Below are 17,141 nucleotides of genomic sequence, written 5' to 3'. Positions count from 1 at the left end.
AAAAGCGACAGGCGAATTCACGCCGGCCTTCAATAGGGTCTCAGTCCTGCTTCAGGACCCATAGCAGCTCGTGACGACGCACGGCCTTGCGAAAGAACTCGTTCTCGCCATAAGGCGACGGAGCACGGCCCGCCAACAGCTGCTGCAGCCACCGGCGCAGGCGACGCTTGAACGGCGCTCGCGGCTGCAGGTCATGCATCATGCCCAAGGCCATGGCCTTGTCCTGCTGCTGGCTCAAGGCGAGCGTGAAGCTGCAAGGCACCAGCTCGACGCCTGAGTCGAAGCGCGGCGGCAGTGCTACACCGGCCCCCGAATCGCCCATGGGCCAGCGGTCGTTATCATGCAGATGGTTGGCGTAGCCGAGCAACGTATCGGGCTGCCACTCCAGCCCTTGCAGGGCCTCGAGTATCGCCGCGTGGGCGCAGATATGATCCGCGTGAGGGTCCAGCAGCGGCGTCGGCAACACGATCACCTGCGGACGCGCCTTGAGCAGCAGCGCTCGCAGGTCGGCGATCAGGTTACTCCAGGTCGGCGCGCCGTCCACATCCCCCGGCAGGGTGAACCCGTTGAACTGACGAAACAGCCGCGTATCGTTCAAGTCGGCTTCACGGGAAGCCTGGGGTTCATCCGGCGCCGCCTGCATGGCCTGCAATTGCATGCAGAAGTAACCCAATTGCACGCACTGCGCCTCGGGTACCCCGGCCCAGCGAGGCACCGCGACGCTGTCCCAGGCGCGCAAGCGCCCTTTGATCCGCGCGGCCTGGGCCACAGGCATACCCATCTGCCGGTAATGTTCGGCCTCGATTTCACCCGCCGTCAGGGTGACGATCCAGCTTTCGGCAGCCTGGCTGTAAAGGCTGAATGCAGCCAGCTCGGCATCGTCGGCGTGGGGCGCAATCACCATGACGCGTTGCTGGCGATAGTCCGGCTGTCGGAAACGCCACAGGGTCGGCTGGCCCTTAATCCGACACCAGCGCCCGCGCAGTTCGAGCTTGCCCGCCGACAACGCTTCGCCGGCGCCTGTAAGGTTGAGGTAGCGCCGCCCTGCCACCCCACGTTCGAAAACCTGCCGGTCAGGCGCTTCCAGGCCCAGCAACTCCACCGCCGGATCCACGAAACGACCGAGCCACGAACTCTTCAGCTCGACACCGACGATCAGGGTTTCATCAGCCTCCAGCGGCGTATCCAGCATCAGCCGCCCCGCCTCCAGACGTAAACCCGGCTGCTCGCTGCCCGCGGGAAAAGCGTACGCATAGTCGTCTTTGGGCGAGTAGAACAAATGATCGGCAAACCACGCTTCGTGGGCTGCCCACAGCACGACCGCCAGCACCAACGGCAACCACCAGGCCACCAGCACGCCAGCCGCGATCAACCCCAACAGGCCGATCAACAGGGCAATGCGTTTGTTGCGCCGATGGCGCTTGAGCAATTGCTGCTTGCGACTCATACGCTGAACACCGGCACCGGGTTGCACCAGCGCTCCTTGTATTCACGGTCGGAACGCCCGAAAGAGAAACGCAGCGCCTTGCCGGCCGCCCGCGCCTGCTCCCAGGCACTTTGGGTATTGAGGAAGCTGAGCACACTGCCGGGGCTGAATGCGCGGGTCTCAGGGTCGACACCACCATTGACATATTCGGCGCTGAACCACTCGGTGGACTGCACTTGATACACCAGTTGCACCGCAATCGGCGCGCCATTGAGGAACAGCACCGAGCCGAACAGAAACTCCTTGAGCAACTCAAGCACCTCGGCCAGACGCGCCGCACCCGCGGCCGGGAACCCCCAGCGGCGCTGGAACAGGTCGCAATAAATCGCCGCCAGTTCCTCACTGGAAAACTCAATCACCGCCCGCACCACGCCGCCCGCCTCTTCAAGCAGACGCAACTCACGACGCTGGTTGTAGCGAAACTTCTTCGACAGGTCTTCGGGGGTGCGCGCCATGGCCAATTGCTCGGCCTGGGGCTTGAGCGTGCTGATACGGCCTTCATTCAGCGACGACAGGTAGCGCGCACGATGGCGCAGCGGCACCTGCGCCTGGGCGGCGATCGGCAGAATGATCTCGGCATTGCCCAGGTCAAACAGGCCTTTCTTGCCACGGCGCTTGAGTACGTCCTTGGACAGGGCCAGGTCGCGCCCCCAAGTGGCTATCGCCCCCTTGAGTTCACCGTCCTGCTCCCAGCCCAGGTAACGCACCGGAATCTGCGCCAGGCCGGCCAGGCGCTCGATCACCTGTGGATGAGTCGCCACACTGCCGCCGTAACGCTGCCAGGCTTGGGCGTAAACCTCGGCCTCGACAGGCGCCCAGCCACGTTCACGCCAACCCCGGAAGCGGTTCAGCATTCAGACCACAGCGTCATAAGGGTCCACGCCGTCTTTAACGACCAGGATGTCTTCCATGATCAGGTACTGCAGGTCGGAGCCGAAGAACATGTTCAAGGCATCGGTCGGCGAGCAGATCATCGCTTCGCCACGACGGTTGAGCGACGTGTTCAGGGACACGCCGTTGCCGGTCAGCACTTCCAGCTCTTTCATCATGTCGTAGTAGCGCGGGTTGTATTCGCGCTTGAGCACCTGGGCACGGGAGGTACCATCTTCATGGACCACTTCCGGCACACGGGTCTTCCACTCTTCCGCCACTTCAAAGGTGAAGGTCATGAAGGGTGCCGGATGATCGACCTTGATCATCTGCGGGGCCACGGTGTCGAGCATCGACGGGCAGAAAGGCCTCCAGCGTTCGCGGAACTTGATCTGGTGGTTGATGCGGTCAGCCACGCCGGTGGCGCTTGGACAGCCGATGATCGAACGGCCGCCCAACGCACGCGGACCGAACTCCATGCGGCCCTGGAACCAGGCCACCGGGTTGCCATCGACCATGATCCTGGCGATACGCTCAGGCATGTTCTCGATCTTGCGCCAGTTCGGCTTGCTCTCGTGCCTGGCACACGCGGCGATCACATCTTCGTTGCTGTAGGACGGGCCGAGGTAGACGTGTTCCATCTTCTCGACCGGTACACCACGGGCGTGGGAGACATAGGCCGCCGCGCCGACCGCAGTGCCGGCATCGCCGGACGCCGGTTGCACGAACAGCTCTTTCACGTCGTCACGAGCGATGATCTTCTGGTTCAGCTTGACGTTCAGCGCGCAGCCGCCGGCGAAGGCCAGCTTGCCGGTTTCCTTGAGGATGTCGCCCAGGTAATGGTCGATCATCTGCAGGGCCAGTTTCTCGAACAGCGCTTGCATGCTGGCGGCGTAGTGGATGTACGGCTCGTCGGCAATATCGCCTTCGCGCTTTGGCCCCAGCCACTCGATCAGTTTTGGCGAGAAATAGAAGCCCTTGCCTTTCTCTTTGTAGCGACGCAGGCCAATGACGTTGGCGTAGTCGGTGTTGATCACCAATTCGCCGTTTTCGAAAGACGCCAAGCGCGAGAAGTCGTATTTGCTGGCGTCGCCGTACGGCGCCATGCCCATGACCTTGAACTCGCCGTCGAGCATCTCGAAACCGAGGAACTCGGTGATTGCGCCGTACAGGCCGCCCAGGGAGTCCGGATCGTAGAACTCCTTGATCTTGTGGATCTTGCCGTTTTCGCCGTAGCCGAAGAACGTGGTGGCGTACTCACCTTTGCCGTCGATGCCCAGGATTGCAGTTTTCTCCTGGAAGCCCGAGCAGTGATAGGCGCTGGAAGCGTGGGCCAGGTGGTGTTCAACCGGCTCGATCTTGATCTTCTTCGGATCGAAACCCAGTTGCTCCAGGCACCAGACAATCTTGTTGCGATAGCGCTTGTAGCGACGGTTGCCCATCAGGATCGCGTCAAGCGCGCGGTCCGGGGCGTACCAGTAACGCTTGGCGTAGTGCCAGCGTGCCTCACCGAACAGGCTGATCGGGGCAAACGGGATGGCTACCACGTCAACGTCGGAAGGCTTGATGCCGGCCTGCTCCAGGCAGAACTTCGCCGACTCGTAAGGCATGCGGTTCTTTGCATGTTTGTCGCGTACGAAGCGCTCTTCTTCGGCGGCCGCGATCAGCTTGCCGTCGATATACAAGGCTGCGGAAGGATCATGGCTAAGGGCGCCGGACAGGCCAAGAATCGTCAATGCCACAGGGGTCTAGCCTCTTTTAGTCTGCATGCAGGCGGGTTGCGCCTGAAAAAAGTGTGCCTCCCACCTCGGCGGGAAACAGCTAAAGGGCGGGATTATAGCTTAAAAGCAGTGCAAGACTGTTAGCGCCAAGAGGATCGGCGAGGCTTAACGGTACACATCGATATTGCCGTACTCGACCTGCCGGTACAGGGTGTAAGGCAGAACGACCGTATCCAACGCCCCCGACACGGCGATATCCGCCAGCACAACAGGTATGAGCACACCGGTGGGGTCCGGCGCAGCGTGCAGCAGGCAGAAATCAAACGCCACGCCGCTGTAGACACGAGGAATGGATGCACAGTAGGTTTTTTGCTTGCGCAACTCCCGGGTCGCTGCGACATCTTCACGCAGTACCGTGTTAAGTGTGCCGCAGCCACTTATCGTCAGCGAAACCAGACCCAGTGCCACAGCAGTTTTTATTTTCATGGCGAGACTCCAGTGAGGGTCCGCCACGCTAGCACCCGAGCTGTTCAGGGTTCAGCCCAGCCCCACCGCTACAACGCGTAGGAGGCTTCCGAAATGCGAAAAATCTGCCAAACCTCTAAACTCGCGCCCTTTTGCGCGTTTACACACCAGGCGCCCCGCATTCCGGCTGACTCATGAAAACCCTCGCTCGCATCACCTTCCTACTACCTGGCCTGTTCGCCCTGTGCGATACCGCCAAGGCCGACGACACGGCCATCATCCTGGACCCCAGCGTGGTCACCGGCTCGCGCAGCGCCAGCCCGACCTTCGACCTGCCGTACTCGGTAGACAGCATCAGCCACGAGCAGATCAGCGACGGCCAACTCGGCATCAACGCCTCCGAAGCCCTGTCCCGTGTACCCGGCCTGGTGGTGCAGAACCGCCAGAACTACGCTCAGGACCTGCAGGTTTCCTCTCGCGGCTTCGGTGCGCGCTCGGCGTTTGGCGTACGCGGCATCAAACTGATTGCCGACGGCATACCCGCCAGCACCCCGGACGGCCAAGGCCAGGCGGCCACCTTCAACCTCGACACCGCCGAACGTATTGAAGTGCTGCGCGGCCCCGCAGCCACGCTGTACGGCAGTAACGCTGGCGGGGTGATCCAGATGTTCTCCCGCGACGGCGAAGGCCCACCGCGCATCGGCGCGGAAACCTTGGTAGGCAGCGACGGCCTGAACAAAAACCACCTGACGGCCGAAGGCGCGGCAAACGGTGCCGGCTTCGTGCTCGATGCCTCACGCATGGACACCGATGGCTACCGCGACCACAGCAGCGCGCGCCGCGACCAGACCTTCGCCAAGCTCAACGTCCAGCCGGATGACGACAGCAAACTGGCGCTGATCTACAGCAGCCTGGAGCAAAACGGCACACAGGACCCGCTGGGGCAGACCTGGGCGGCGTACAAGGCCGATCCACGCTCGGTCGCGCCCGCCGCGCTGCAGTACAACACGCGCAAAAGTATCGATCATCAGCAACTGGGCCTGAATTACGAACGCTATTTCGGCGATGCGACACTGCAGGTGAATGCCTACACGGGCCGCCGGAGCGTGATTCAATATTTGTCGATTCCAGGTGGCACTCCACCCGACAGACGCGGCGGCGTCGTGGACTTCGACCGCAAATTCTACGGTGGCTCCATCCACTGGCTGCAACCCATCACCAGCGCGCCCGGCGACCTCACCCTGATCACCGGCCTCGACTACGACCGCAGCCAGGATGATCGCCAGGGTTATTCCAATACGCTCAACGGTGTACATGGCGTCAAGGGTGCCCTGGGTCGCGATGAAGTCGACACCGCCACCAGCCTCGACCCATTCGTACAGGCCAACTGGCTGCTGGGCGACTGGACCCTGCAAGCCGGCCTGCGCCACAGCACCATGAAGATGGACGTAAGCGACCATTTCCTCAGCGACGGTAACGACAGCGGCAACAAGACCTACCAGAAGAACACACCTTCGGTGAGCGTTATGTACGCCTTTACGCCCGACCTGCACGGCTATGTAAGTGCGGGCAAAGGCTTCGAAACGCCTACCCAGGCCGAATCGGCTTACTCCAGCACCTCGAACGGCTTTAACTTTGCGCTCAAGCCGTCGGTCAGCACCCAGTACGAAATGGGGCTCAAAGCACGCATCGGACAGGACACCCGCCTCAACGCAGCGGTGTTCCAGATCACCACCGAAGACGAGTTGGTGGTGCAACAGTCCAGCGGTGGTCGCACCACCTACCAGAACGCCGGGCGCACCCTGCGCCGAGGCTTCGAATTGGGCATCGAAAGCCAACTGACGGAACAGTGGAGCACCAACCTTGCCTACACCCGCCTGCAAGCCACCTACGACAGCGACTTTATTGGCGGCGGCAACCCCGTGGAAAAAGGCAACTACCTGCCCGGCGTCCCACAAACCACCCTGTTCGCCGAGCTGAACTGGAAGCCCCGCGACTGGGTCAGCACCGCCCTGGAAGGTATGTACCGCAGCAAGGTCTATGTCGAAGACACCAACCAGCAACACGCAGCGCCGGGCTATAGCGTGTTCAACTGGCGCGCACGGTTCGAGCAGAAGGTGGAGCACTGGACCTTTCACCAGACACTGCGCCTGGATAACTTGCTGGACCGCCAGTACGTCGGCTCGGTCATCGTGGGGGATGGCAACGGCCGCTATTACGAAGCGGCCCCTGGGCGGTCGTGGTATGCAGGGGCTGGGGCTGAGTACCAGTTCTAGGATCACCACAAGGCAAAATGTGGGAGCAGGTCACCTGCCCTAATGCCAGTCAGTTAAGGGTGAACGCTGTATGTGTGGCGAGGGAGCTTGCTCCCGTTGGGCCGCGAAGCGGCCCCGCTCTTTGTTTACAAAGCATGGGACTGCTGCGCAGTCCAACGGGAGCAAGCTCCCTCGCCACAGGTTACTTTTTAGCCTTTCTCTTAACTGGCTGGCATTAGCCACCTGCCCCCCCCTATCGACCGAGCGTCAAACCTGTGTGGGCAGGCGCCGGTCGATCAGCCGATACAGCGCACTCTCCTGCGGCCAGTTGCGCATGAAGCGCGCACGGTCCTTGGCAAAGGCCGGGGCAAAGCTGGCAACGGAACGGTGCTGACACATCGCATCCAGATCGATCATCGCCCAGCGGCCGTCGTTCCAGAACAGATTGTGCCCCTTGAAGTCACCATGGCTGATGCGCTCGCGGATCAGTTCGGCGAATAACTGTTCCAAGGCCAACAGTTCGTTTTCAGGCGCATCGCCGTGTTCGACGTAGGGCGCGAAGCGCTCGATGATGTCCGGCCCGGGCAAGAATTCGGTGACGAGATAAGCCCGGCTGCGCAACCAGAAACAGCGCTTCTCCAGAACGGCCAGCGGCTTGGGCGTGGCAAAGCCCAGGAACGCCAGGCGGTTGCCTTCACGCCAGGAATGCCAAGCCCGGCTCGGGCGCCAGAAACGCTTGAGCCAATGGGTAAACCCCTTGATGTTGTAGCGCTTGATCACCAATGGGCGACCGGCCACCTCGACCTTGGCAACGCTCGCCGCGCCACCCGTCTTGTACAAATGGCCCTGCTCAAGCAATGCATCCGCCTGCCCCAGCACCGGCACCATCGCGGCCTCTTCTTCGCGACGAGCCGCACGCAAGGCGAAAGCCCCGCGCACCACGCTGAACAGTGTGCATTCACGACCGACCTTGCTCATGAAGTCCTTCATGCGCCAGGCGCTGACTTTACGCACCTGTTTTTCGAGGGCTTCCAACGGCAGTGCGTGCTCGCCATTACCCAGCAGGTAGTACACCAGCAACTCTTCGGTAAACGGTTCGAGATTCTTCGGCAACTGGGCAAAGAACACCCCGAGGTTTTCCAGCACGCGCTCACGCGACAACGGCTTGCCGGCCTGCTCAACGCAGATCCCGGCACCATCAATCAGGTACAGCTTGCCGTCATGGCGCAGCAGGTTGTCCAGGTGCAGGTCTTCCTGCCAAACCCCACGGGCGTGCATCTGGGCAATCACCCCCAGCGCCTCGGCGAGCACGGCGGTTTGCGCGTCCGCCAGCGGCGGCAGATTTTCGACAGCACGCCAGGCTTGCGCCAGGCTTTCGGCCCCCTCAAGAAACTCGAACAGCAGCCAGCCACCCTCGCCTTCCTGCAAGCCGTCGGCCAACAACAACGGCGTGACCAGCCCCTGCTCCGCCAATAGACGCACACCGTCGAGTTCACGCTGAAAATGCCGCGCGGCCTTGCTGCCCACCAACAACTTGGCCAGCACCGGACGCCCACGCCAAACCGCCGCGCCCACATAGCGCTGCCCCGGCAACACCCGTAACAGGCTCAACAATTGCAATTGCCCGGGGCCGGCCGCATCCGCCAATTCGATGCTCAGCGGCAGGCTGGGCGCACGGCCGGCATTTTTCAGCTCGGACAAGCGCATCAACGGTTCTCCTTGTGGCTGCGACGGGCCGTCAGACGCTGATGCCAGGTATCGACCAGCGCGCTGTCCTCCGGCTGCTCCAGGTAGGCGGCCAGCAAATAGCGCACCTGGGCTTCAGACCACTGCGGGGCACGGCGCAGCAACGGCTCCAGATCCTTCACCCGGTCACGCCAGCCGAACAACAGCGGGCGGGTTTTCTCCAGGTCGATCAACTGCGCGGCATAACCGTCGGCGGTGGCCTGCAGGAAGATATGTTTGGGGTAAAAACAACCATGTACTTGACCCACAGCGTGCAGCGTGTGGGCAAGCTGACCACAGGCTCGCAGGATTGCGCGCTGCTGGTCATCGCTCAATTGCGGCCACTGCTCCAGCAACGAATCCAGGTCATTCCAACCATCCAGTGCGCGGGTCAGCAACATCGCTCGGTGCTCGCCCTTGACCTTGCGCTCACCGAAAAAAGCGGCTTGCAACGCCGGGATGCGCCGCTGGCGGTAAAGGCTGATGTTGCGAAACTCACGGGAAAAACTTGGTTCGCCCAACGGCCTGTACAAGGTACGAGTCAGGTAGTTGCTCTGGCGCTTGAGGTAATAACCCTGCCCCTCCAGCTCCAGGCGATACACGCTGCTCCAACCACCACGGCTGGTATTGGGTTCGTCTACCGCATCCAGTTGCTTGGCCCACAGGGCGTCAAAGGTCGCCAGACCGTTACGCTCCAACAGCGCACGGTCTTCGGCCGCTAAAAAGTCGCTCATTCGCGCCCCTCGAAAAACTTCACCACGTGGCGAATTCGCTGTTTATCCGACGCCGTCAGGTGCGTGCGCTGGCGATATTGCATGTAGAAACGCAGGCGCTGCGTGGCCGACAAGTGATACTTGGCGACCTTGTCCAGGCAAGCCAGGTCTTTGGTGATGCGGTATTTGAGCCAGAAGCCCCGCCAGAAATCACCGTTAGGGCAGTCGATCAGATACAGGGTTCGCTGGTCGTCCACCAAAAGGTTGCGCCACTTCAAATCGTTATGGGTAAAGCGGTGATCGTGCATGGTGCGGGTGTATTCGGCGAGTTGGCGGCTGACCGCGTCGACCCAGCCGGCGTCCTTCAGACGCGCGTCTTTGCGCTCGGCCAACACCGACAGATCCTCGGTTTTCGGCAACTCGCGGGTAATCATCGCCCCACGATTGTATGCCAGCCCCTTGCGATCCAGGCCCCAAGCGACTACATCCGCGGTCGGGATGCCCCATTTGGCGAAGCGCTTGAGGTTCTGCCACTCGGATTTGACCCGCGGCTTGCCCAGGTAACGGCGCAAGCCCTTGCCTGCCCCCACATAGCGCTTGACGTAGTAGTTGATGCCGTCGCGTGTCACCCGGATCACTTCGGACAATGGATCGCGAGTCAACCGCTCACCCTGCAGAGCGAACACTGCTTCAAGGCTGCCGAAATCATCTGCCAGGGAGGCATAAGCGGGTTCGAGGTTCCAACCCGCCATCAGAGTGCGTCCCCGTATCGCTGTTTGCGTGCGTAAAGCTTGGCGGCCATGCGCTCCAACTCGTTCAACAGCGCCGTTTGCTCAGCCAGGATCTGGCGCAACGGCTGCTGGAAGTAATGTTTGAGGAAACGCAGCTTGTCCCGCTGGGTCAAGCCGATCTCCAGCGCGGAGTAATACAGCCCGGCAAGATCCTTGTTACGCCAGCGCCGAGGGATCGTCGAGCGCACCTGGGCACGGTGCAGGTCGATCACCGACAACTTGAGGTTACCCGCTGTGATGGGCTGGTCAGTGTGCAGCAGGAAGTGGCACAGGTAGCAATCGCGGTGGTTGACGCCCCCCCGGTGCATTGCGCCAACGGTACGTGCCAGTTCGAAGGTCAAGGCATGCTTGATCGCCGGAACCGGCGGCTGTTTGGCCCAATTGAGGGTCAAGTCTTCAAGACTGATAATCGGCGTCAGCTCTTCAGTGATGATGAACGAATGCTGATCAGCCGGGTTGCTGCCTTTTTCACCAAAGGCCACCGCCGTCATGGTCGGTACGCCAAGCGCCTGCAGGCGCTGGATCGCCACCCACTCCTGGCCTGCGCCCAACACCGGCAGCTTGGCGGTGACCAGGTTCTTGAGGATTTCGGCCCAGCCGATTCCCCGGTGGATCTTCACGAAATACGGGTGGCCATCCACCACCGTACGCAACGTACGGCGAGCGGCCAATTCGCGGAACACCTGGCCTTCCAGTCTTTCGACCTCGGCGAAGGCATCACGCCCGGCCCACAAGGTCTTGAATGGTTCGGCAAGAAACAACTTCATCGGTTTGGCTCCGCCAGAATCAGGTCCGCAGCGTGCTGCGGCATGCTATAGAGGTCGGCCGTCTCGGCGAAGGCCAGACCATTGCGGCTCCAGGCCGCACGCGCGAGCGGGTCTTCGAGCATCTCGACCAGGTACTGATTGAGCTGTGCCTGCTCGAAGGGCTCATCCAACACCCGGCCACTTTGGGCTTGCTCGATATAGAAGGCATAACCACAGACCTTGCTCACCAGCACCGGCAGGCCCGCGACCACGGCTTCGACCAGCACCATGCCCGCCGCCTCGTTATACGCAGGGTGGATCAGCAAGTCGGCGCCCAACAGGAAGCGCGGAATATCGCTGCGCCCCTTGAAGAACTGCACCTGATCACCCAAGCCCAACGCAGCACTCTGCAATTGGAATACTTTGGGGTCGTCCTGGCCAATTACAAACAGCCGGGTGCGTTTCTTCAATGCCGACGGCAGCGCGGCTAACGCCTTGAGGCTGCGGTCCACGCCTTTGGTCTTGAAGCCCGAACCGATCTGGACCAGCAACAAGTCGTCGTCCGCCAGGCCGAACTCATGACGAAACTCGGCACGGATCTCACCCGCATTCGGCGGTGCGCGACGGTCACGGGCAATACCCGGCGGCAACAGGTGAAAACGCTCGGCCTGTGTTCCGTAGTACTGGGTGAACAGGGCTTGCTGATGCTCGGAAAGCACCATGATTTGCGTCCTGGCACTTTTATCAAACACCGCACGCTCATACTCCGCGAAGTGCTTGTAACGCCCGAACCAGCGGTACATCGGGTTGCGCAGGGTTTGGGCCTTGTCTTCAAACACACCGTCGGCGGCGAAATACACATCGAGCCCCGGCATCTTGTTGAAGCCCACCACGCGGTCCACCGGGCGCTTGGCCAGGTCGGCCTGGATCCAGGCATACAGCTTTTCGTTGCGACGGTGGTTGACCAGCGCCTTGACCGGCGCCACCAGCACTTCAAAACCCGGTGGGATATCACCTTCCCAGATCAACGTGTACACGCGAATCTGATGACCACGCTGCTGGCACTCCAGAGCGATGCGCATGAAGTCGCGCTGCAGGCCGCCGAAGGGGAAGTATTTGTAGAGCACGAAAGCCAGTTGCATCAGTGCAGCTCCTCGGCCAGTAACAACGTGGTCAGTCGGCTTGCCACACGTTCAGGGTTCAGGCGTGTAAAGCACAGCGGCGATTCGCGCGGGATGTCGAACCGACGCTGGTCGTCGGCCGTAGGCTGATAGGTGCATTGCTTTTGCAGGCACGGTGCACAGGGGAAATCACTGGCCAAGTGAATCTGGCCTTTGCCATAGGCGCCCGTGAGGCCGGGGTTGGTGGGGCCGAACAGTGAAATGGTCGGCACATCCAACGCCGCGGCCAGGTGGCCCAGGCCGGTGTCTACTGCCACACAGGCACGGGCGCCGGCCAAAACGCGGGCGACGCCGGCGAGGTTCAGCTTGGGTAGCACTTCAGCGTTGGGCAAGCCCTGGGCCAGGCGTTCGGCCCGGGCCTTTTCGGCAGCGTTCCCCCAAGGCAGCTTTACGTCCACACCCAGGCGTCCCATCCGCTCAGCCAGCTCGCGCCAATAGGCCTCGGGCCAGTGTTTGGTGTCCCAGGTGGTGCCGTGCAGCAACAGCACATAGGGCTTTTGCGGCGGCAGGCCGAGCAACTTGTCGACGTTCAAGCCGTAGTCGCCCAGGGCTTTGGGCAGGTCATAACCCAACGCCACAGCGAACAACTGGCGCAAGCGCTCCACGGCATGTTGCCCACGGGCCACGGCCAGGCGGCGGGAATAAAAGCGTGCCGCAATGGGCTCGCGGGCGGAGTTCTTATCGAAGCCGGCCACCGGCGCACGCACGTAACGGGTCAACCAGGCGCTTTTGAGCAGGCCCTGGGCGTCGATCACCAGGTCGTACTTGGTCGACTGGATGCGCTGCTTGAAACGCCGCCACTCACCGCTCTTGAAGGTCTGCCAGAGATTCTTGCGCCAGCGACGGATCGCCACCGGAAACACCTTGTCCACCGCCGGGTGCCAGGCTGGAATCTCGGCAAAGCCTTCTTCCACCACCCAGTCGAAACGAATACCGGGGATCGCCCGCGCGGCGTCGGTCAGCGCCGGCAACGCGTGGATCACATCACCCAGGGATGAGGTCTTGACTACCAATACTCGCAAACTAACGGACCTCGACCACTGAGCCCTGCAACCGCTGCAAAGCCTCACTCACCGGTTGCGGCAGCAATTGGCGCAGGCAGTTGTAGTGGCCGAACCGACAGGTGCGTTCAAAGCACGGGCTGCACTCCAGGCCCAGGCGTACCACTTCGACCTTGTCGGCCAATGGCGGAGTGAAACCGGGTGAAGTGGACCCATACACGGCCACCAACGGACGGTTCAGCGCGGCGGCCACGTGCATCAGGCCAGAGTCATTGGACACCACCGAGTCGGCGCAGGACAGCAGGTCGATCGCCTCGGCCAGCGAGGTGTCGCCACTGAGGTTCACCGCTTCTTCGCGCAGGCCGGGAATCAGGCGCTGACGGATGTCTTCGCCCACCGAGTGATCGTTTTTCGAGCCGAAGAGCCACACCTGCCAACCCTCGCGGATCTTCATCTCGGCGACTTTGGCGTAATGCTCCGACGGCCAGCGCTTGGACTCGCCAAACTCGGCGCCCGGGCACAGCGCCAACACCGGGCGGTCCAGGGTCAGGCCGAACTTGGCCAGTGCCGCGTCGCGGGTCACGGGGTCGATCTGCAAACTGGGGCGCGGGTAAGGCGTGGGCAACGCGGCACCCGGTTCGTAGGCCAGGGCCATGAACCGTTCGATCATCAGCGGATAGCGCGCCTTGTCGAGGGTGCGCACATCGTTGAGCAATACATAACGGAACTCACCGCGCCAGCCGGTGCGTTTGGGGATGCCGGCAAAATACGGCACCAGCGCCGACTTGAGCGAGTTGGGCAGCAGGATGGCCTGGTCGTACTGGCCGGCCAGGGATCTGCCGATGCGACGACGGGTCGCCAGTTCAAGCGCACCATGGCCCAGCGGGAAGCTCAAGGCCTTGCGCACCTCGGGCATGCGCTCAAGGATCGGCCGGCTCCACTCAGGGGCGAGCACGTCGATTTGGCAGTCGGGGTGACGCTGTTTCAGGCACTGGAACAGTGTCTGCGCCATCACCATGTCACCGACCCAACTGGGCCCAACGATCAGAATATTCATGTAGTTTCCACAAACGATGCGGGGAGGCTTATGCCTCCCCGCCTCGAAAATTACTGTAGGTCACGGTTGGCCCGGTCACTGCGTTGTGCGGGAGCGGGCTTGCTCGCGAAAGCGGTCTGTCAGCCGGCCCATCGAGTGGCCGACCCACTGTTTTCGCGAGCACGCCCGCACTCACATTTAATCAATTTTCAGCTTAACCCCAGTTCTTTCCAGATTCGCATCACCTGGCGCCGTTCGTCGGCGAACTGATCCCCGGCGACCGTGCCGGACTCATTCTGCAGAGCCTGGCGATGCGCAGCGGAACGGTAGGCCTTATACACCTCGCGCAGCAGGTGGGCATCGGCGGCGGGCATCAGCCCTACCTGCTCCAGGCCTTCCAGAATGCGGATATTGTCGGTGTAGCGCAGCAACGATGGATGTTGCGCAGACCACGCCAAAGCCGCGTATTGCACCATAAATTCAATATCGACGATACCTCCGGCATCCTGCTTGAGATCGAACAGCGCCGTCGCCTCGAACGCATTGGCGCCGGTGCCGGCCGCTGTGGTCTTGGTCCCCAGGTTATCGCGCATCTTGGCGCGCATCTCGCTGACCTCCTGGCGCAGCTTGACCGGGTCCCGCTCACGGCCCAATACACTGGCCCTGACTTGCTCGAAGGCATGCCCGACATCCTGACTGCCCACCAACACCCGAGCGCGGATCAGGGCCTGATGCTCCCAGGTCCAGGCTTCATTTTGTTGATAGCGATCAAACGCCCCCAGCGAACTGACCAATAGCCCGGAGGCGCCGGAAGGTCGCAGGCGCATGTCCACTTCATACAGCTGGCCCGAGTTGGTCTGGGTGGTCAGCAGGTGAATGATCCGCTGGCCCAGGCGCGTGAAGAACTGCGCCCCATCAATCGGCTTGGCCCCATCGGTTTCCGCCTGTGGGTCGCCATCATGGATAAATACCAGGTCCAGGTCCGAACCATGCCCCAGTTCGATCCCGCCGACTTTCCCATAACCGACAATGATGAACCCAGGATCGCACAAGGTGCCATCCACACGCTGCGGCGAACCATGCCGGGCCACGGTCTGGCGCCAGGCCAGGGCCAATACTTGTTCAAGGATGGCTTCGGCAAGCCAGGTGAGGTAGTCGCTGACCTTCATCAACGGCAAGCTGCCGGCAATCTCCGAAGCGGCCACGCGCAGGCGGTGAGCCAGTTTGAAATGGCGTAGCGCTTCCATCTGCTGCTCGAGGTCGTCCTCGGGGATGCGCGTCAGGCGCTCGCGCAACTCGGCGGCCAGTTCCGGTGCCAACGGCGGCTTGAACAGGCGACCTTCGTTGAGCAATTCGTCGAGCAGCAACGGAAAACGGGTGATCTGTTCGGCGATCCAGGGGCTGGCGGCGCACAACGTCAGCAAGCGACGCAGGGCGTCGGGGTTTTCGGTCAGCAGCACCAGGTACGCGGAGCGACGAGCGACAGCTTCCACCAGCGGCAGGACGCGCTCCAACACCAGGTCCGGATTGGCATGCTCGACCGCCTGGGCCAGCAGGCGCGGGATAAACGCATCCAACCGCTCACGCCCCAGACGCTGCATGGCGCGCAACTGCGCGCTGCCGCGCAGGCCGGCCAGCGCCTTGAGGGCCTTGTGGGCGTCGAGGAAGCCGCCTTCGGCCAACTGGCGGCACGCAGCTTCTTCATCCTGAGACTCTTCCCACAATGGCAACCACTCACCGCCTACCATCAGCTCGCTTTCTTCGCCTTCCTCTTCATCCGGGTCAGCGATCACTTGGCGAAAATGCCAGTCCACCCGACCGCGCCAATACATCAAGCGCTCATGAAAAGCCGCCCAATCGGCAAAGCCCAACATAAAGGCAATGCGCGCCTGATCGCTCGGATTGTCCGGAAGCATCTGGGTCTGCCGGTCAGCGATGGCCTGGATGGCATGCTCGGTGTAACGCAGGAATTCATAGCCTTCGCGCAGCTCGGCAATCACCGCCTGGGGCAGATAACCCTGGCCTTCCAGAGTGCCCAGCACCTTGAGCAGCGGGCGCTGTTGCAGGCTGAGGTCGCGGCCGCCGTGAATCAGCTGGAATGCCTGGGCGATAAACTCGACCTCGCGGATACCGCCCGAGCCCAGCTTGATATTGTCGGCCATGCCTTTGCGCCGCACTTCCTGCTGGATCAACTGCTTCATGGTGCGCAGCGCTTCGATGGCGGAGAAGTCCAGATAGCGGCGATAGACAAATGGTCGCAGCATATCGAGCAACTGCGCACCAGCCGCCTGGTCGCCGGCCACGACGCGCGCCTTGATCATGGCGTAGCGTTCCCAGTCGCGCCCCTGATCCTGGTAGTACTGCTCCAGCGCACTGAAGCTGAGCACCAGGGCACCGGCCGAACCGTAGGGGCGCAGGCGCATATCGACGCGAAACACAAAACCATCGACGGTCATGGGATCAAGGGCCTTGATCAATTTTTGACCAAGACGAATGAAAAACTCCTGGTTATCCAAGGCGCGCTTCACGCCCACCGTCTCACCACCTTCGGGATAAGCGAAGATCAGGTCGATATCGGACGACAGGTTCAGCTCCACCGCACCGAGCTTGCCCATGCCGAGGATGACCATGTGCTGCGCTTCGCCGCTGCGGCGGCCGGTCGGGGTGCCGAATTGCGCGCAATAGCGCTGATACAGCCACTGGTAGGCTTGGTCGATACAGGCGTCAGCCATATCGGAGAGGTCGCGACAGGTTTGCACCAGGTCCGCCTGTCGGGTCAGGTCGCGCCAGATAATCCGCACCTGCTGCCGAGTGCGCTGACGGCGCAGTACACGCCCCAGCTCATCTTCTGTTTCAGCCTGCTGCACCGCGCCAGCCACCTGCCCGCACAGCTCGCCGGGCGCAAAGCCGCGATCCAGCTCGCCCCAGGCCACCAGCTCCAGCAACATCAAAGGGTCACGCAGACTCTGTTCAATGACGAAATCACTGGCGGCGCATACGCGGGCGAAGTCGGCCCACCGTTGCGGCGTCCACGCAGAAAGGCCATGATCGTCGCCCAGCGCAGCCACTGCGTCACGAAATGACTGCTCGGCCCGCTGGGCAAAAGGCAAGAGAATGGCCGGCAATTCGGCGAGCGTTGGAAGGCTCATGG

13 protein-coding genes are annotated in these 17,141 nt (G+C 62.0%); 1 reads left to right on the top strand and 12 read right to left on the bottom strand.

Going from position 1 to position 17,141, the window contains the following annotated elements; all coding sequences use genetic code 11:
• Nucleotides 1-40: 40 nt before the first annotated feature.
• The 4 genes from EXW71_RS26275 to EXW71_RS26260 all read right to left on the bottom strand — a co-directional run bounded on the left by EXW71_RS26275 (nucleotide 41) and on the right by EXW71_RS26260 (nucleotide 4,563).
• Nucleotides 41-1,447 (bottom strand): PIG-L deacetylase family protein, encoded by a 1,407-nt coding sequence (locus EXW71_RS26275; protein ID WP_134661028.1) that lies wholly within the window; start codon nucleotides 1,445-1,447, stop codon nucleotides 41-43.
• Nucleotides 1,444-2,340 carry a GNAT family N-acetyltransferase gene (locus EXW71_RS26270; protein ID WP_134661029.1) on the bottom strand — a complete coding sequence of 299 codons (897 nt, stop codon included), beginning with the start codon at nucleotides 2,338-2,340 and terminating at the stop codon, nucleotides 1,444-1,446. Before EXW71_RS26270 ends, EXW71_RS26275 begins: the two co-directional genes overlap by 4 nt.
• The gene (locus EXW71_RS26265; RefSeq protein WP_134661030.1) at nucleotides 2,341-4,098 is read right to left on the bottom strand and encodes a carbamoyltransferase; all 1,758 of its coding nucleotides are present in this window, start codon (nucleotides 4,096-4,098) and stop codon (nucleotides 2,341-2,343) included.
• A gap of 144 nt (nucleotides 4,099-4,242) precedes the next feature.
• Entirely contained in the window at nucleotides 4,243-4,563 is a 321-nt protein-coding gene (locus tag EXW71_RS26260) for a YceK/YidQ family lipoprotein (protein ID WP_134661031.1), read from the bottom strand.
• Between the two features lie 173 nt (nucleotides 4,564-4,736).
• Here EXW71_RS26260 and EXW71_RS26255 point away from each other — a divergent pair, with 173 nt between their 5' ends.
• Nucleotides 4,737-6,818, top strand: coding sequence for a TonB-dependent receptor (locus EXW71_RS26255; protein ID WP_134661032.1), 2,082 nt, complete (start codon nucleotides 4,737-4,739; stop codon nucleotides 6,816-6,818).
• Between the two features lie 246 nt (nucleotides 6,819-7,064).
• Here the strand turns inward: EXW71_RS26255 and EXW71_RS26245 are convergent, their stop codons facing one another.
• The 8 genes from EXW71_RS26245 to glnE form a co-directional block, all read right to left on the bottom strand.
• A complete protein-coding gene (locus EXW71_RS26245; RefSeq protein ID WP_134661034.1) occupies nucleotides 7,065-8,504 on the bottom strand; it encodes a lipopolysaccharide kinase InaA family protein in 1,440 nt (479 codons plus the stop codon).
• Entirely contained in the window at nucleotides 8,504-9,256 is a 753-nt protein-coding gene (locus EXW71_RS26240) for a lipopolysaccharide kinase InaA family protein (protein WP_134661035.1), read from the bottom strand. Before EXW71_RS26240 ends, EXW71_RS26245 begins: the two co-directional genes overlap by 1 nt.
• A complete protein-coding gene (locus EXW71_RS26235) occupies nucleotides 9,253-9,987 on the bottom strand; it encodes a lipopolysaccharide kinase InaA family protein (RefSeq protein ID WP_123716156.1) in 735 nt (244 codons plus the stop codon). Before EXW71_RS26235 ends, EXW71_RS26240 begins: the two co-directional genes overlap by 4 nt.
• Nucleotides 9,987-10,793 carry a lipopolysaccharide core heptose(I) kinase RfaP gene (gene rfaP / locus EXW71_RS26230; protein ID WP_134661036.1) on the bottom strand — a complete coding sequence of 269 codons (807 nt, stop codon included), beginning with the start codon at nucleotides 10,791-10,793 and terminating at the stop codon, nucleotides 9,987-9,989. Before rfaP ends, EXW71_RS26235 begins: the two co-directional genes overlap by 1 nt.
• Entirely contained in the window at nucleotides 10,790-11,914 is a 1,125-nt protein-coding gene (locus tag EXW71_RS26225) for a glycosyltransferase family 4 protein (RefSeq protein WP_134661037.1), read from the bottom strand. Before EXW71_RS26225 ends, rfaP begins: the two co-directional genes overlap by 4 nt.
• Nucleotides 11,914-12,975: a lipopolysaccharide heptosyltransferase I gene (gene waaC, locus EXW71_RS26220; RefSeq protein WP_134661038.1), complete on the bottom strand. Its 1,062-nt coding sequence runs from the start codon at nucleotides 12,973-12,975 to the stop codon at nucleotides 11,914-11,916. Before waaC ends, EXW71_RS26225 begins: the two co-directional genes overlap by 1 nt.
• A gap of 1 nt (nucleotide 12,976) precedes the next feature.
• Nucleotides 12,977-14,011 (bottom strand): lipopolysaccharide heptosyltransferase II, encoded by a 1,035-nt coding sequence (gene waaF / locus EXW71_RS26215; RefSeq protein ID WP_123716160.1) that lies wholly within the window; start codon nucleotides 14,009-14,011, stop codon nucleotides 12,977-12,979.
• A gap of 188 nt (nucleotides 14,012-14,199) precedes the next feature.
• A complete protein-coding gene (glnE, locus tag EXW71_RS26210) occupies nucleotides 14,200-17,139 on the bottom strand; it encodes a bifunctional [glutamate--ammonia ligase]-adenylyl-L-tyrosine phosphorylase/[glutamate--ammonia-ligase] adenylyltransferase (RefSeq protein WP_134661039.1) in 2,940 nt (979 codons plus the stop codon).
• Nucleotides 17,140-17,141: the final 2 nt, after the last annotated feature.

Source organism: Pseudomonas sp. BCA17, assembly GCF_004519405.1.
Taxonomy (GTDB): domain Bacteria; phylum Pseudomonadota; class Gammaproteobacteria; order Pseudomonadales; family Pseudomonadaceae; genus Aquipseudomonas.
The sequence above is the reverse complement of the archived record's forward strand: the minus strand, read 5'-3'. Positions and strand labels throughout refer to the sequence as shown.

What these genes read in the sequence shown, in the direction of transcription:
- rfaP (WP_134661036.1), bottom strand. Translation starts at nt 10,793, where the DNA reads ATGAAGTTGTTTCTTGCCGAACCATTCAAGACCTTGTGGGCCGGGCGT.
- EXW71_RS26225 (WP_134661037.1), bottom strand. Translation starts at nt 11,914, where the DNA reads ATGCAACTGGCTTTCGTGCTCTACAAATACTTCCCCTTCGGCGGCCTG.
- glnE (WP_134661039.1), bottom strand. Translation starts at nt 17,139, where the DNA reads ATGAGCCTTCCAACGCTCGCCGAATTGCCGGCCATTCTCTTGCCTTTT.
- EXW71_RS26270 (WP_134661029.1), bottom strand. Translation starts at nt 2,340, where the DNA reads ATGCTGAACCGCTTCCGGGGTTGGCGTGAACGTGGCTGGGCGCCTGTC.
- EXW71_RS26245 (WP_134661034.1), bottom strand. Translation starts at nt 8,504, where the DNA reads ATGCGCTTGTCCGAGCTGAAAAATGCCGGCCGTGCGCCCAGCCTGCCG.
- EXW71_RS26255 (WP_134661032.1), top strand. Translation starts at nt 4,737, where the DNA reads ATGAAAACCCTCGCTCGCATCACCTTCCTACTACCTGGCCTGTTCGCC.
- EXW71_RS26235 (WP_123716156.1), bottom strand. Translation starts at nt 9,987, where the DNA reads ATGGCGGGTTGGAACCTCGAACCCGCTTATGCCTCCCTGGCAGATGAT.
- EXW71_RS26260 (WP_134661031.1), bottom strand. Translation starts at nt 4,563, where the DNA reads ATGAAAATAAAAACTGCTGTGGCACTGGGTCTGGTTTCGCTGACGATA.
- EXW71_RS26275 (WP_134661028.1), bottom strand. Translation starts at nt 1,447, where the DNA reads ATGAGTCGCAAGCAGCAATTGCTCAAGCGCCATCGGCGCAACAAACGC.
- EXW71_RS26240 (WP_134661035.1), bottom strand. Translation starts at nt 9,256, where the DNA reads ATGAGCGACTTTTTAGCGGCCGAAGACCGTGCGCTGTTGGAGCGTAAC.
- waaF (WP_123716160.1), bottom strand. Translation starts at nt 14,011, where the DNA reads ATGAATATTCTGATCGTTGGGCCCAGTTGGGTCGGTGACATGGTGATG.